Genomic DNA, 15549 nt, shown 5'->3' on the forward strand with positions numbered 1-15549 from the left:
CCAAAGAACCAGCTGTCCGCAGCGCAGCGCCGGGCGCACTTCTACAAAGATGCGGCAGGTGTCAGGCGCAGGCTTTCTTGTCCGAATACCACTCGACCAGGAAATCGACAAAAGCCCGCACCTTCGCGCTCAGATGCCGTCTGTGCGGATAAACGGCATGTATGCCCCGCATGGGTTCTTCGTAATCTTCCAGAAGCGTGACAAGCCGACCGCTGTCGATGTCCTCTTTCACGAAAAACAAGGGCGTCCTCAGGAAACCCAGACTGCAAAGTGCCGCTTCCCGGGCTGCCGCAGCGCTGTTGACCTCAAGCGGCCCCTTGACCGCCACAGACAGCCGCTCGCCACTGTCCTGAAACGCCCAGTTCTGCTTGTAGCGGTAATTGGTGTCGATGATGCAGGGACGACTTGCCAGGTCGGCGGGAACGCGCGGCGCACCAAAGGTTTCGATGGTTTTCTGACTGGCGCAGACCACCGTCCGGAAGGGCGCGATCTTGCGGGCAATCAGGCTTGAATCCTCCAGTTGCGTGACCCGGACCGCCAGGTCAAAACCTTCCTCGACAAGATCGACGAAACGGTCTTCCAGCCGCAGATCCAGATTGATCTCCGGATATTGCACGAGAAACTGCATCATCGCCCTGTTGAGCATGTCGTCGCCCATCGAGCGGGGAGCCGACACGCGCAAGCGACCGCGCACTTCCTGATGCGAGGACTGGACCGAGGCCTGCAGATCGTCGATCCGCTGCAGGATCTCTACCGCTTCCTTGTAGTAGGCCTCACCGACCTCGGTCATCGAGACCTGCCGTGTGGTCCGGTTCAGAAGCCTGACACCGAGTTCATCCTCCAGTTCACCGACATATTTGGAAACCAGGGCCTTGGAGCGGCCCATTTCCCGGGCTGCTGCGGAAAATCCGTTTGAATCGACAACTTGAATGAAGCATCGCATCCGCGTGATCGCATCCATCCGGCATCCTTCCCTGGGCGCATCTCGTGAAAGTTGATTACAGTATTTTCCGCGCAAACGCCAAAAGATGTTCGGCGCGGCGGAAGACGCGCTGGCGCCGGCCTGTCAGCCGTTTTGCCGCTGGCGGCGGCGGCCCAACCTGGCTATGCCGACCAGAACCCGCATCACAATGAGACCGGCCAGCGCGCCGATGCCGGCACTGGCAAACCCTGCCACGGTCACCGGCACGGCCGGCTCATAATCTTCGGCGGTCGCCTGTGCCAGCTGAGAATCGAACCCGCGCGCAAAAATCATCAGCCGTTCGAACGGTCCAGCGCTTTCGTATTCGCTCTGCTGCTGCTTCAGTCGGCTCAAACGGATCTCCGCATTGAGCATGCTGTCGCCCCGCGCCCGGATGAAGGGGTCTTCAGAAGCCTTCTGACGCGCGATCGCTTCGGCGGAAGACATCCCGTGCTGCGCGGCGTCCCGATTGAAATCCGCGAGGATCTCTTCCAGGGCGTCGATCGCACCTCCGAGCCGCTGCCGGTATTGCTGCGAGAACTCGGGAAGCTGAGAGGTAGCAGTTCCCCCCATCAACAAGACGATCAACATCAGCACCCGCGCCATCTGCCCCTCCTCCGTGTCGCGTCAATCAGTCCTTGATGCTGACAAGGCCTGCTTCGGCGGCCTCGGTTCCGAACACTAGACGGTCGCCGGCTGCATCCCACTCCAGCGTCGTCACCGGACCGTTGCCGGGCCGCCTGAGCAGCACTTCCGCGTTGTCGGCAAACCGGCACATCAGGATCATGCCGTCCTGATAGCCAACCGCAACGACCTCTTCTTTCGGGTGACAGGCGACGGCTGACACCAGAGTGTCGCTCCTCGTGCCCAGTTGCAGCGGGTTCTGCCCCATCGGCCCGGTCTTGCCAAAGAACGGCCAGAGGATCGCAGCATTTGCACCCGATGTCGCAAGGTACTTGCCCTTGAGCGACCAGCTGAAGGATTTGACCTTGGCCGGATAGCCCGTCATGCGCATGTCCTGGCTGTCGGAGAGCCGCCATCCATGCAGGGCGTTTTCCTGCATGGCCGTGACAAGATACTTGCCGTCGGGGGAAAAACTGATGCCCAGATGAGCCCCGCTCCAGCTGAACTCGACCGGAGCCCCGTCCGTCCCGGCCCACCACAGCGTTGCCCCGTCATAGCGGGAAACGGCAAGACGAACGCCCTTGGGCGCGAAGGCAAGACCACCAACCGCCCGGTCATGGGCAAATTCCTTTTCGCGGCCGTCGCCAAGCCGGACCCAGGCCGTCCGCCCGCTGGCAAAGGCAATGGCACCAGACGGCCCGGTGGCAATCAGGTCGATCCACTTGCGTGGACGCTCGGCAACCAGGGAGCTGGTTCCGTCTGCGGCCGTCAGGTAGATACAGCCATCGTCGCCGGAGGTGACAAGGCCGCTGCCATCACGCAGCGGTTCTGCCGCCAGGAGACCTGCCTTGTGTGGCCTCGCCTTTGTTTCACCACTTCCGGAAAACAGGATGTCCCCTTCTCCGGTTGCGAAATAGGCAAGATCATTGAGAAAACCCGCGCGGACGACAAAGCCGTCCACATCAAGGGGGGCTACTGTTGGCAAGGCTGACGATCCCTATTGTGCGGCACAGGCCTGGAAACTCTCTTTGAGCACATCCCAGTTGAGATCACGGCCGATGAAGACGAGACGGCTCTCGCGCGGTTCATCCGCCTTCCAGTCGCGCTGGTGATCCCCCTCCACGATCATGTGCACGCCTTGAATGACGTAGCGCTGCGGATCGTCCTTGAAAGCCAGAATGCCCTTCATGCGCAGAATGTTGGGCCCTTGGACCTGGGTGACCTGGTTGATCCAGGGAAAGAACATGTCCGGATTGAGATCGCCGGCGGTCAGCGAAATGCTCTTCACCGAATGCGGGTCCTCGTCATGGTGATGATGGTGATGCCCATGAACATGCCCGTGGTGATGGTCGTGATCATGATCGTGGTGATGGTGGTCATGATCGCAGTCCGGACCGCACTCGTGAGCATGATGGCCATGCTCCAGGAAATGCGGATCGAGCGACAGGATCCGGTCCAGGTCAAACGCGCCACGATCGAGCACCTTGGCAATGTCGACGCCGCAACGCTCGCTGTGATGCAACACGGCATAGGGATTGATCGCCCGGATCCGCGCTTCGACGGCGGCAAGCTCCTCGGCGGAGACCAGATCGGTCTTGTTGATCAGGATGACATCCGCAAACGCCACCTGATCTTCGGCCTCTTCGGTGTCTTCCAGTCGCTGCAACACGTGGCGCGCGTCAACGACGGCGACCACGGCATCCAGTTTCGCCTTGGCCCGCACATCGTCATCCATGAAGAAGGTCTGCGCGACCGGCGCCGGGTCGGCAACGCCCGTGGTTTCGACGATGATGGCGTCGAAGGCGCCTCGGCGTTTCATCAGGTTCTGAACGGTGCGGATCAGGTCACCGCGTACGGTGCAGCAGATGCAGCCGTTGTTCATTTCAAAGATTTCTTCGTCGGATTCCACAAGCAGATCGTTGTCGATGCCGACCTCGCCGAATTCATTGACGATGACGGCATATTTCTGACCATGGTTTTCGGTGAGAATCCGGTTGAGAAGAGTGGTTTTGCCGGCGCCGAGATATCCCGTCAGCACGGTGACGGGGATCTGGGCCGGAGCGTCCTGGGTCGCAGTCATTGCGCAGCATCCTGGCATGAGGGTGGTCTTCGGCCCGCAACAGGGCGGGCGCCTTGGGCGCGAATATAAGCACAACTCCCGGCCAATGGGAGAGGCGTGAGAAAATTTCCCGGCTTCGGAGAGGAGCGTACCTTTTGTGCCTCCGACAGACTTTCCAACTGTTTCGCACAAGCTTTAACGTCAAACTTTGAAACGTCGTAGTCGGGAGGCAGGAATGCTGCAGACAATTGCCGGTTTTGACCGGATCGGTGAGGAAAACGCATTTGCCGTTCTGGCGCGCGCAACAGCGCTCGCCGAAGAGGGCCGCGACATTATCAATCTCGGCATTGGCCAACCGGACTTCAAAACCCCTGACCATATTGTCGAGGCGGCGATCAAGGCGCTCCGCGACGGCCATCACGGATACACTCCGGCAACCGGCATCGCTCCGTTGCGGGAAGCCGTCAGTGCGGATCTCTTGAAACGGCATGGCGTCGAAACCGATCCGGCGAACGTGCTGATTGTCCCGGGGGGCAAGGTCACCATGTTCATAGCCATCCTGATGTTCGGCGAACCCGGCGTGGACATTCTATATCCGGATCCGGGTTTTCCGATCTACCGGTCCATGATCGAATTCACCGGAGCGCGTCCGGTTCCGGTGCCGATCCGCGAGGAAAACGACTTCGCCTTTTCCGCGGAAGAAACCCTTGAACTGATCACGGACAAGACGCGCTTGCTGATCCTGAATTCTCCGGCCAACCCGACGGGCGGTGTGACCCCGCGCGCTGAAATCGAAAAACTGGTCGCCGGTCTGCAGCATCACCCGAATGTCGCCATTCTGTCTGACGAGATCTACTCCCAGATGACCTATGACGGCATGGAGCATGTCTCCCTGCTGTCCTTCGAGGCCATCCGGGATCGACTGATCCTTCTGGACGGCTGGTCGAAGACCTATGCCATGACCGGCTGGCGCATGGGTTTTGCGCTCTGGCCGGACAGTTTGATCGACAAGGCCCGGAAACTCGGCGTCAATGCCTGGTCCTGCGTCAACGCGCCTGCCCAGTTCGGAGCGCTGGCGGCCCTGACAGGACCGCAAGATGCCGTGCATGAAATGCTGCGCGAATTCGATGCCCGGCGGCGTGTTACTGTCAATGGGCTGAACGCTCTTGACGGCGTGACATGCCGCACACCCCTGGGGGCGTTTTATGCCTTCCCCAACATCAGCAACACCGGTTGGAAGTCCAAGGACCTCGCGTCCGCACTTCTGGAGGAAACAGGTGTTGCCCTGATCGGCGGACCGGACTTCGGCACGCTGGGAGAAGGTTACATCAGGCTGTCTTATGCCAATTCAACAGAAAACATCGAAAGAGCACTGGACCGGATGAGAAAGTTCCTGTGAAGCACTCAAGACCGAATAGATCTAGGCAATATTACCAATCCTCCTGCAACTTACCATCAAAGTAACCATGCTTTCTTGTTATTCTCTTCCTCTACGTATCCCTTTTATTAAACTTTTATTGTCTTGAATGTGAGTGAAGCTCGAACAAAGCGAGACTGCGGGGACGGATATGGCTGAAAGCATCACACTGGATCTGAAACAGTCGTTTGGCGATTTGAACGAATGCGTGCTTGTCACGGATGCCGATCGCAAGATCGTGTTCGTCAACAAGGCCATGGAAACGCTTCTCAAGACCGATGCCGATGCGCTGGTCGGCGCGACGACGGAACGGTTCTTTGCCGATCCCGCACAATTCGAGACGATGGCGGAACTCTATCAGTCCCCTGCCGACCAGCGGCACCGCCGTGCCCATGCCCTCGAGCTCAAGGCCGACGACGGCAGCTCGATTTCTGCCGAGGTCGTCAGCGCACCGCTCTTTGACGTTGACCAGACCCTATCGGGGCTGCTGTTCATTGCCCGCGACACCGCCGAGCGCAAGGCACTTGAATCCAAGCTGAGCGACATTGCCTTGACCTTGGAAGAAGCTCTTGACGCAATCACCGAGGGCTTTGCCATTTTCGATGCGGAAGATCGCCTGATCATCTGCAACGATCAGTACCGCGAAATCTATGCTCATTCGGCCCAGGCCATTTTCCCGGGCAATCGCTTCGAGGACATTCTGCGTTTCGGTCTCAACAGGAAACAGTATGACACCGGCGGCCTGAGCGATGATGAGTGGCTCCAGGAACGGCTGGACTGGCACCAGGCCGCAGATGGCAAGGTCCTGGAGCAAAATCTTGGAGATGGCCGCTGGCTGCGCGTATCGGAGACAAGAACCAGCAGTGGTGGCGTTGCCGGGATCCGGGCCGATATCACCGAACTGAAACACGCCCGCGCCCAGGCGGAAGCAGCCTATCGCAACCTGTCGCTGATGGCGGACAACATCACGGCAAGTGTCACGGAAGTCGACACGGACGGCCGTTGCGTCTTCATCAACAAGACCGGCTGTGAGTGGTTCAACGATGAGCCTCAGAACCTCATAGGCACGCGGTTGCGCGACACCTTGCCCTGGAAGGAACGCGAGACCGTTCGCTCCCTTTTCGAGCAGGCACAAAAGGGTGAGAAGGTCTCCACGGAGGTCAGCTTCCATTTTCCGGACGGCATTCACCGCGAATGCCTGATGAGCTGTAACCCGCGTCTTGCCGAAGACGGCACGGTGGAGGGCATCGTCGTGCTGATTTCCGACAATACCGATCGGAAAAAAACCGAGCGGACCCTGGCCGAACTCTATGCCATCACCTCCACGCGCGAGTTGAGCCATGAAGACAAGATCGCCGAAATCCTGCGACTTGGCACGGAACACTTCGATCTCCCCTTCGGCATCATCAGCCATGTGATCGACGACCACTACACCATCACCCACGCGCACAGCCCGGGGGGCGAGCTTGTGCCCGGCACGTCCTTTCCCCTGGAAAACACCTACTGCACGCTGACGCTGGACGCCAACGGCCCGCTCGCAACAGCGAATGCGGCAAACTCTGAGTTTGCCAAGCATCCGTGCCACGAGCTCTTTGCACTGGAAACCTATATCGGCGCACCGTTGCTGGTTGACGGCGAGATCCACGGCACGATCAACTTCACCTCAGCCGAGGTTCGCAAACGACCGTTCACACCGGCAGATATCCAGATCGTACGCCAGTTCGCGGACTGGGTGGGACACGAGATCGCCCGCCAGCGCGACCATCAGGCGCTCATGGATGCCAAGGTCAACCTGGAACGCATTGCCAGCGTCGACGATCTGACCCAGGTGCTCAACCGTCGCGCCTTCCTGGAACGCGCCAACACGGAAGTCCAGCGTTTCCGCCGGACCAAGCGCCCCTTCACGGCCGTCATGATCGACATCGACAAGTTCAAGCAGATCAACGACGTGCATGGGCACGCGACAGGGGACGAAGTCCTGAAGCTGTTTTCCGACGTGATCGGCGGAGCCTTGCGCGCGGTCGATGTCTTCGGACGGGTCGGCGGCGAAGAATTCTGCATGATCCTGCACAACACGAACATGGACGACGCCATGCTGGTCTGCGAGCGCCTGCGCCAGAAGATCATCGAAGAATGCCAGCTGGAATCTGTCGATCAGACCGTGACCTGCAGCATGGGCCTGGCAGCTGCCGCACGCGAGGACGTCGAGTTCTCAACGCTGATGCAAAAGGCGGACACGGCCCTTTATGAGGCCAAGTCCACCGGCCGCAACAAATGCGTCGCCTATGTGGGGGAGCCTGAAAAAGCCGCGGTTCTCTAGGGCCGCGCTTGTCTCCAATAGCGTGATCACTTCTGCCTGCCGGCCGGCGGCGTGTCGCCTGTCAGCGCGGGAGTGCCGTTCTTTGACGCAACCCGCCCGCCATGCAACAGTAGCGTTAGTCGGGCGGAGTGGATTTAGATAACAGCACAAAACCCAAACAATACTGCGAACCCTCCGCAGGATCACCTTCTCGGCTTGACTTGTCACTTCTTGCCGGAACAGACCTGGGAGGGACACTTGTTCAAAAAAATACTCATTCCCATAGACTTAAGTCATGCGGACAAACTCGAAAAGGCCGTTTCGACGGGCGCCTATCTGGCCAGACAGGACAACATTCCCGTTGTCTTTGCCGCCATAACCACCACCGCACCGGGACCCATTGCGCATAATCCGGAAGAATTCAGGGAAAAGCTCGATGCCTTTGCCGCCGACAGCGGCAACAGACACGGCATTCATGCCAGCGGTCACGCTGTCTTCACCCATGACCCCGCAGTCGACCTGGAAAGCGGCATCCTGAAAGCCGTTCACGAAACCGGCGCGGACCTTGTGGTGATGGCCACGCATATCCCGAATCTAGCGGATCATTTCTGGCCGTCCAATGGTGGCCGGGTGGCCAGCCATGCGGATGTGTCCGTTTTCCTCGTCCGATAGTCCGGCTCCCCGAATACAAGGAACGCTCCCATGAGCGACAGCAATAGCAACCAGGGCATCCCGGGTCCCGAAGGGGATGCCAACGTCATCGACACCGACTACGAGATCGGTCAGGACAATATCGAAACCAGCGTCGGCCCCTTTGATCTCGACATTCACAATCCGGTCTTTCTGGTCTCCGGCCTGACCATTGTTGCCTTCGTTTTCCTCACCCTCGCCTTCCAGACGGAAGTCGGCCCCATCTTCGACGCCATGCGCAAATGGCTGACATCCAACCTCGACTGGTTCTTCATCATTTCCGGCAACATCTTCGTGCTGGTCTGCCTGCTCCTGATCGTCACCCCGCTTGGCAGCGTGCGCATTGGCGGCAAGGATGCCGACCCAGACTACAGCTATTTCGGCTGGTTCGCGATGCTGTTCGCCGCCGGCATGGGCATCGGACTGATGTTCTTCGGCGTTCTGGAACCGGTCTATCACATGGCCTTTTCCGAACCGATCGGCGTTCCAAAGCCATTTGATGCCGACGGCAACCTGATCCCGGAAAATGTCGCGGCGGCAAAGGCCATGGGCATGGCTGCAACGATCTTCCACTGGGGCCTGCATCCCTGGGCGATCTATGCTGTTGTTGCCCTTGCGCTGGCACTGTTCTCCTTCAACAAGGGGCTGCCGCTGACCATGCGGTCCGTGTTCTATCCGATCTTCGGCGAACGCACCTGGGGCTGGCCAGGCCATATCGTTGATATCCTGGCTGTGTTCGCGACGCTGTTCGGACTGGCGACATCGCTCGGCTTCGGCGCGCAGCAGGCCAATGCCGGCCTGGATTTCGTCTTCGGTATTCCCGTCAGCAACACCGCCCAGATTGTTTTGATCATCGGCATCACGATCGTCGCGCTTGTTTCGGTGCTGCGCGGCCTCGATGGCGGCGTCAAGGTGCTGTCGGAGATCAACATGCTGATCGCGGCGCTGCTGCTGGTCTTCGTGATCTTCGCCGGCCCGACCGCACAGCTGGCTTCCGACTTTGTCTCCAACCTCAGTGCCTATGCTCAGGAAATCATCCCGCTTTCGATGCCTTTCGGGCGGGAGGATGACGGTTTCCGCCAGGGCTGGACCTCCTTCTACTGGGCCTGGTGGATTTCCTGGTCACCGTTTGTCGGCATGTTCATCGCCCGGGTCAGCCGCGGCCGGACCGTACGTGAATTCGTCATCTGCGTGCTGATCATTCCGACCATCGTCTCGGTGCTCTGGATGACGGCCTTTGGCGGCACTGCAATCGAACAGGTCCTGACCAAAACCGCGGACAGCCAGGTTCATGCCTACGTGATTGCCTCCTACAGCCCGGAACTGTCGCTGTTCGGCATGCTGGCCGACCTGCCGCTGGCCTCCATCACGTCGTTCATCGCCATCATCCTCGTGATCGTGTTCTTCGTGACGTCGTCGGACTCCGGTTCCCTGGTGATCGACACGATCACCGCGGGCGGCAAGGTCAATGCGCCGGTGTCACAACGCGTTTTCTGGTGCACCTTCGAGGGACTTGTCGCGATTGCGCTGCTGCTCGGCGGCGGATTGGGCGCGTTGCAGGCGATGGCCGTTTCAACGGGCTTCCCGTTCACCATCGTCTTGCTTCTGTCCTGCTACGCCATCATAAAAGGGCTTATGGACGAACCCAGATAACCGAGACATCCTGCAAAGACGAAACGGGCGGCTTCTGGCCGCCCGTTTTGCTATTCTGCCAGCTTCGGCGCAAGCCGCACGCCCGGCGGCGGAGAGCTCTCCCGAATCCGTAATTCCGGTTCGATGACAATCGGTGTGTTGGGCACCCGGTCGCCGGCAATCTGGCGCAGCAGGGTCAGCGCAGCCAGACGGCCGATCTTGTCCGGCTGGGCAGAGACCGTGGTGAGCGCCGGTGTACGCGCGTCGGCGCCATCAATATCGTCATAGCCGGTAATGGCAATATCGGGCCCCGGCTCGACACCGGCGCGGCGCAGCGTGGTCATCAAACCGAGCGCGACCAGGTCGTTGAAGGCAACGATGGCTGTCGGCCGGTTTTCAGCTTCGAGGATTGTCGGCACTGCCGCCCGGCCGTCGGCCTGGGTCATCAGCTCCGGCAGATCCAGCTGCGTATCGGGGTCGATCCTGGCTTCCGCCAGCGCCTTGCGCCAGCCTTCGTTGCGGTAACGCCCCGTCGAGCTCTCCCGCCGGCCACCGGCCATCGCAATATCCGTGTGGCCCTGTTTGATCAGGTGTCTGGTGACTTCGTAGATGCCGTTCAGGTCATCACCGCGGACACACGGCGCCCAGACACCGGGCACCTCGCGCCCGACCAGTGTCACTGGGATGCCCTGATCCACGAGACGATTGATCTCCTCTGCCGTCGTACCGACCGACGGACACAGGATCAGGCCATCCGCCCGGTGCTGCAGCAGCGTGTTGACGAAGGCCCGCTGGCGCTTGACGTCATCCCGGTGGTTGCTGATGAAGATCATCTGCCCCTGTTCTTCCAGCACGTCTTCCAGCGCTGTGAACACTTCGGCAAAGAACGGGTTCAGGATGTCATGAACCGCAACACCGACGATCTGGCTGCGCGCCGTGCGCAGCGAGGCGGCCGAGCGGTTGTAGATATAGCCGATTTCCTGGGCTGTCTGCTTGACCTTTTCCCGCGTTTCCTCAGCCACAAGCGGACTGTCCCGGAGCGCGAGCGACACGGTGGCCGTCGAAATGCCGAGCTGGTCGGCAATATGTCCAAGCGTGAGCCTTTTTCCGGGCTTGGGTGGCAGGTCCGGTGAGGGGGACTTGGATCCGTTGTCTTCAGACATTCATGTTTCTCGGTGACCGCAGCGGCGATGGGAGAGACCGTTATAGCTCCCGGCCGCCGCGGTAAACAGGTTTTTCTGATTTTCTGCCGTGAACGCCCTAGCGGCGTGCCTGCGGAGCGGATTCGTCGAATTCTTCCCTCAGGTTGACCACCACACGCCGGTTCTGGGACTGGCAGGTGACCGCATCGCAATCCGTAACCGGACGTTCGACACCATAGCCCTTGACCCACATGCGTTTCTGATCGACGCCCAGTTTGACAAGTTCGGCCATGACCGCATTCGCCCGCTGCGTCGACAGCGTCTTCTGGGCCGCCTCGCTGCCCGGGTCATCGGCGTGGCCCTGCACCTTGACCAGCCACTTCTTGTTGTTTTTCAGCCAGCGCGCCTGGTTCTCGATCGTGATACGGGCTTCATCGGTGACAACGGCCGACCCCTTCTCGAAATAGACCCGACGGCCGACATTGATGATGAATTCCTCCTCGGATCCGGGCGAAATGTTGCCGAACCCGGCTGCCGGCGCGTTGGTCACATCCGGCGACGACAAACCGCCGGCGCTGTTGCAGCCGGCAAGCGCAAATCCGCAAATCAGCGCGATTGCCGCGCCCTGGCCGAACCGGCCGAACCTGTTACCCAAGAATGCCCCCATTCTTTTTACGTTGTTAGGCGCCGCCGGCCGGCGGCGCCAGCCTTAGCCGGCATTTGCCCCGAGATGCTCCAGAACGAGCACACCAGTCCCTTTCGGACAGCGCTGATACAAATCGATGACGTCTTCCGGGAACATGCGGATACAGCCGCTCGACACATCATGCCCGATGCTCCAGGGCTCCAGTGTGGAATGCAGCCTGTAGCCGAGATCGCGGCCGTCCCTGTAGAGATAGAGCGCGCGCGGCCCGAGCGGATTGTTCGGCGCCCCGCCTTCGACCTTGCGCGGCAGTTCCGGCTGGCGTTTCAGCATTTCGGGCGGCGGCACCCAGCGCGGCCACAGGGCCTTCCTGTCAATGCGTGCGCGTCCGAACCACTGGAAGCCTTCGCGGCCGACACCCACGCCATAACGAAGCGCGGTGTTGTTTTCCCAGACCCAGTAAAGGAAGTGGTTGTTGGTATCCACGACCACTGTGCCGGGCGGTTCGTCGCTGAAATACTTTACCATCTGGCGATGCCAGACCGGATCAATGCGTTTGAAATTGGTCCGGCGGTACTGGAACCCATTGTCCGGCTGATAGCCGTTGAAATAGGCATTGGCGGCGGCATTCGCTCGCGCCACATGCGGCATGGCGAGGGTTCCGGCGGTAGCGGCAAGACCTCCCAAGAATAGTCGACGGTTCAGTTCCATCCCATTCCTCCTTAACAGGCTGGTGACTTTCCCAATTGCGCGGCGGACAAATCGCCGAACGGTATTAAGACGGGAACTCGTCAGGCACGTCAACAGTCAGCCGGGTGGCAATAGTCTGGTACTTTTGGGCGAGATCCCTGGCCGTCCCTTTCAGATGCCCTTCACCCGCTCGCGGTAAAGAATGTAAAGGCCCGACGCGACCACGATCGCGGCACCGGCCATTGTGGTGCCGGTCGGCACGTCGCCAAAAACCAGAAAGCCGAGCGCGATCATCCAGACAATCTGGATATAGATGAACGGCGCCAGTACCGGAGCCGGCGCAATGCGGTGGGCAATGATGAACAGAAAATGCCCGCCGGCGCCAAAGGCTCCGGTGGCAAGAAGCAGCGCCCAGGTCCAGATATCCTGGGGCATGACCCAGACGGACAAGCCGACGGGCGCCATCGCCACGGCCGCAACGATTCCGGAAAGGATCAGCATGCCGGCGGAACTGTCCGTCGCCGTCAACTGACGGGTCAACAGTGCATAGATGGCATAGAAGGTCATCGCCGCCACGGAATAGATCGCGGCCCAGTGCATGCCGCCGAGACCTGGCTGCGTCACCACCAGAACACCGACAAATCCGACCACAATGGCTGCCCAGCGCCGCGCACCGGCCCATTCGCCCAGCATCGGACCGGCAAGCGCGGTAATCACGAAAGGGGCCGCAAACATGATCGCCATCGTCTCTGCCAGTTGCAGGTAGCGAACGGCCAGGAAGTTGAACACCGTCGTGCCGAGCAGGCAGAAGGCCCGCACAATCTGCAGCAAGGGCCGTTTTGTCGTCAGCAGAGCCGGCTTTTTCCAGACCTGGAACAGCACAAGCGCCAGAAACACGTGGCTGACAAATCGCACCCAAACGATCTGCAAGGTCGGAAGACTTGCTGAAAGGTATTTTGCGGTGGCATCCAGGACGGAAAAGCTCAGACAGGCCAGAACGATAAGTCCGATGCCCGCGATCGGCGCAGCGCCGCCGGAGCCCCCTGCGCTGGGGCGGTGCTGAGTGTCGGACGTCATGGCGGTCGGCCTTTACCGGTTGATCATCCTCAGATGAAATACGAAAAAGGGATCATTCCACGGGAATGTCCGGTTGAGTCGCAACCGGCCAGTCCGCACCAGAGAAAAAGGCACGCGGGGACCGACATGCCAGTTGCGGAAATTGATACCTGGCTGGGGCGCCTGTCCATCACGGAACAGGAAGGCGCGATCACCCAGATACAATGGAACGGTCCGGCAAGCCAAGACAAAACACCTTTGCTGTAAGAAGCGGCAAAACAGGTGACGGCATATCTGGCAGGTGACCTGAAGCAGTTTGATCTTCCCCTTGCCCCAAAGGGCGGAGAGCTTCACCAGGCCGTGTTCAAGGCCATGCTGGCAATTCCCTATGGCGGCACCCGCACCTACGGTGATCTTGCGAAGGAACTCAACACCTATGGGCAGCCGATCGGCCAGGCCTGCGGTGCCAATCCGATCCCGATTGTCATCCCCTGCCACCGGATCCTGTCCGCCAACGGCCTGGGCGGATATTCCGGAGATGGCGGCACGGAAACCAAGATCGCCCTCCTGAAACTGGAAGGCGGTTACCCTTTCCTGGTCTGACCATTGTTGCTGCCTTCCTGCGACTGCCCCTTGCCCGGCTTCCCCGCTTGTAAACTTGGAACTAACGGTTCTGTCACAGGATGGCCAAAGTCTGAAGGCAAGCCTCGGCCAATTAGCCGCAAGGTCCGAACAAGCCACGCGGACGAGGCTGTCCCAGCGACTGCCGGAAGGTTTGAGCCATGATGCCCTGCATTCATCTGTCCCTGCCCCGCCTTGTGCGTGCGCTCACCTTGGTGACCGCGGTTTTCGCTATTCCGCTTTTCGGCAACGGCCTGTCACCCGCCAACGCAACGCCGGCACTTGTCGTTGATCTCGACAGTCAGGACGTTCTCTACCTAGAGGAAGCCGGACGCCCCTGGTTTCCCGCCTCCACGACCAAGCTGATGACGGCGCTCGTGACCTACAAGGCCTTGCAGGCCGGCGAGGTCGATCTCGATACGCCGGTGATCCTGTCACGACGGGCAACAAGCCAGAGTTTTGCGAATTCCGGGCTGAAGGCCGGTCAGGCAATGACCTTGTGGGACGCGCTTCATGCCGTTCTTGTCGGCTCGGCCAATGATGTTGCCGTTGCACTCGCCGAAACGGTGGCAGGCACGGAAGACGAGTTTGTCACGCGCATGAACGAGGAGGCAAAGAAGCTCGGCCTGAGCGCCAGCCATTTTGCCAACCCGAACGGCCTGGCCAATCCGGACCAGCAGGTAACGGCACGCGATCTGGCCATCCTGGGACGAGAACTGTTCAGGAACCATCCGGACTTTCATCCGATCTACCGGACGTCCCGGGTCGTGATCGACACAAAGGCAGTCGAATCCTTCAACATTCTTCTGACTGAATATCCCGGCACGCTTGGGCTCAAGACCGGTTTTCTGTGTTCTTCGGGGCGCAATCTCGTCGCGCTTGCCGAAAAGGACAACCGGCGCATCCTTGTGGTTCTTTTGGGGGCAACGACCGGACGGGAACGCGGTGAACGCGCTGCCAAGCTGTTCACCGAGGCGTTTGACGGCACACTCAAACCGACCGGCCAGCGGCTTGCAGACCTCCAGAATGATCTGGCCGCCGAACCGCCGGACATGCGCATGAAGCTCTGCAGCGACCAGACGGCCGCCTATGAGACAAAACGGGAAGCGCTCTATCCCATGGGTCTGCCCGGCCAGAAAAGTTACCTGTCGCCTCCCTCATCCCCGGTGACCCACACCATCAACACCTGGAAGATGCCGGGTGGCTATGATGTGCCGGTCCCGACCACCAAACCTGCCCTTGCATCCGTCAAGCAATACGTCGCAGCAAATGCGGAAGGCTGGAACGGAGTCAGGCCACCACGCAAACCGGTGATCGGGGCCGCCGCGCCAGCCGGCGCGGCACTGGAGCCGACATTGTGACGCAACCTCCCGGCAACCATTTGCGGTAGAGGCCTCTTAGAAAATCATGAAGCCGATAAACATCACCACAACGGCAAGTGTGCTCCAGGCCAGGAATTCCTGCAGCTGGGCTCGGTGGGCGCGGCTCGCTCCCCAGGATCGTCCGGCAGGCGATGTACGCAATCCGAAGTGAGGACGGTTGATCGACGTCTTGGAAACGTGGGCGAACCGGCGCCGCAGCTCCGCTGCACGCCGGGCGCCTCGGTCTTCGTTGATCGTATGGGTCTTGCTTGCCATTTCCAGTTCCTCCGCGTGTCATCGGATCTGGCGGAGAAATGGTTTTGGTGGACCCGGAATTCAAATGAGCGATTTGTA

The 15549-nt window shown here is 60.1% G+C and carries 15 protein-coding genes; 6 read left to right on the forward strand and 9 right to left on the reverse strand.

All coding sequences use genetic code 11. The annotated features are described in order from the left end of the window. Positions 1 to 61 precede the first annotated feature (61 nt). The 4 genes from CHH27_RS16590 to CHH27_RS16605 form a co-directional block, all read right to left on the reverse strand. On the reverse strand, positions 62 to 961 hold the full coding sequence (locus CHH27_RS16590; RefSeq protein WP_094072569.1) for a LysR family transcriptional regulator: 900 nt from the start codon (positions 959 to 961) through the stop codon (positions 62 to 64). Positions 962 to 1066: 105 nt separating this feature from the next. Next, on the reverse strand, positions 1067 to 1567 hold the full coding sequence (locus tag CHH27_RS16595) for a DUF2937 family protein (protein ID WP_094072570.1): 501 nt from the start codon (positions 1565 to 1567) through the stop codon (positions 1067 to 1069). A 25-nt stretch (positions 1568 to 1592) separates the two neighbouring features. Next, positions 1593 to 2570 carry a WD40 repeat domain-containing protein gene (locus CHH27_RS16600; protein ID WP_094072571.1) on the reverse strand — a complete coding sequence of 326 codons (978 nt, stop codon included), beginning with the start codon at positions 2568 to 2570 and terminating at the stop codon, positions 1593 to 1595. A 12-nt stretch (positions 2571 to 2582) separates the two neighbouring features. Continuing rightward, positions 2583 to 3665: a GTP-binding protein gene (locus CHH27_RS16605; RefSeq protein ID WP_094072572.1), complete on the reverse strand. Its 1083-nt coding sequence runs from the start codon at positions 3663 to 3665 to the stop codon at positions 2583 to 2585. A gap of 214 nt (positions 3666 to 3879) precedes the next feature. Here CHH27_RS16605 and CHH27_RS16610 point away from each other — a divergent pair, with 214 nt between their 5' ends. From CHH27_RS16610 to CHH27_RS16625, 4 genes are all read left to right on the forward strand, one after another. Beyond that, complete coding sequence (locus CHH27_RS16610) at positions 3880 to 5043, forward strand: pyridoxal phosphate-dependent aminotransferase (protein WP_094072573.1); 1164 nt, start codon at positions 3880 to 3882, stop codon at positions 5041 to 5043. A gap of 169 nt (positions 5044 to 5212) precedes the next feature. After that, positions 5213 to 7381, forward strand: a complete 2169-nt coding sequence (locus tag CHH27_RS16615) for a diguanylate cyclase (RefSeq protein ID WP_094072574.1) — start codon at positions 5213 to 5215, stop codon at positions 7379 to 7381. A 237-nt stretch (positions 7382 to 7618) separates the two neighbouring features. Then, the gene (locus tag CHH27_RS16620; protein WP_094072575.1) at positions 7619 to 8032 is read left to right on the forward strand and encodes a universal stress protein; all 414 of its coding nucleotides are present in this window, start codon (positions 7619 to 7621) and stop codon (positions 8030 to 8032) included. Between the two features lie 30 nt (positions 8033 to 8062). After that, positions 8063 to 9703 (forward strand): BCCT family transporter, encoded by a 1641-nt coding sequence (locus tag CHH27_RS16625; protein WP_094072576.1) that lies wholly within the window; start codon positions 8063 to 8065, stop codon positions 9701 to 9703. A gap of 50 nt (positions 9704 to 9753) precedes the next feature. On the opposite strand, the gene CHH27_RS16630 is transcribed toward CHH27_RS16625, so the two are convergent. From CHH27_RS16630 to CHH27_RS16645, 4 genes are all read right to left on the reverse strand, one after another. Next, positions 9754 to 10845: a LacI family DNA-binding transcriptional regulator gene (locus CHH27_RS16630; protein ID WP_094072577.1), complete on the reverse strand. Its 1092-nt coding sequence runs from the start codon at positions 10843 to 10845 to the stop codon at positions 9754 to 9756. 97 nt (positions 10846 to 10942) lie between these two features. After that, complete coding sequence (locus CHH27_RS16635; RefSeq protein ID WP_247646119.1) at positions 10943 to 11479, reverse strand: OmpA family protein; 537 nt, start codon at positions 11477 to 11479, stop codon at positions 10943 to 10945. A gap of 54 nt (positions 11480 to 11533) precedes the next feature. Then, a complete protein-coding gene (locus tag CHH27_RS16640; RefSeq protein ID WP_094072578.1) occupies positions 11534 to 12178 on the reverse strand; it encodes a L,D-transpeptidase in 645 nt (214 codons plus the stop codon). A 150-nt stretch (positions 12179 to 12328) separates the two neighbouring features. Then, positions 12329 to 13234 carry a DMT family transporter gene (locus CHH27_RS16645; RefSeq protein ID WP_094072579.1) on the reverse strand — a complete coding sequence of 302 codons (906 nt, stop codon included), beginning with the start codon at positions 13232 to 13234 and terminating at the stop codon, positions 12329 to 12331. 261 nt (positions 13235 to 13495) lie between these two features. On the opposite strand from CHH27_RS16645, the gene CHH27_RS16650 reads away from it, so the two are divergent. Beyond that, entirely contained in the window at positions 13496 to 13816 is a 321-nt protein-coding gene (locus tag CHH27_RS16650; RefSeq protein WP_208988259.1) for a methylated-DNA--[protein]-cysteine S-methyltransferase, read from the forward strand. Between the two features lie 179 nt (positions 13817 to 13995). Next, on the forward strand, positions 13996 to 15195 hold the full coding sequence (locus tag CHH27_RS16655) for a D-alanyl-D-alanine carboxypeptidase family protein (protein ID WP_247646120.1): 1200 nt from the start codon (positions 13996 to 13998) through the stop codon (positions 15193 to 15195). A 36-nt stretch (positions 15196 to 15231) separates the two neighbouring features. Here CHH27_RS16655 and CHH27_RS16660 read toward each other — a convergent pair whose 3' ends face one another. Beyond that, positions 15232 to 15471, reverse strand: a complete 240-nt coding sequence (locus CHH27_RS16660; protein ID WP_094072580.1) for a hypothetical protein — start codon at positions 15469 to 15471, stop codon at positions 15232 to 15234. Positions 15472 to 15549 lie beyond the last annotated feature (78 nt).

The sequence above is a fragment of the Labrenzia sp. VG12 genome (assembly GCF_002237595.1).
Classification (GTDB): domain Bacteria; phylum Pseudomonadota; class Alphaproteobacteria; order Rhizobiales; family Stappiaceae; genus Roseibium.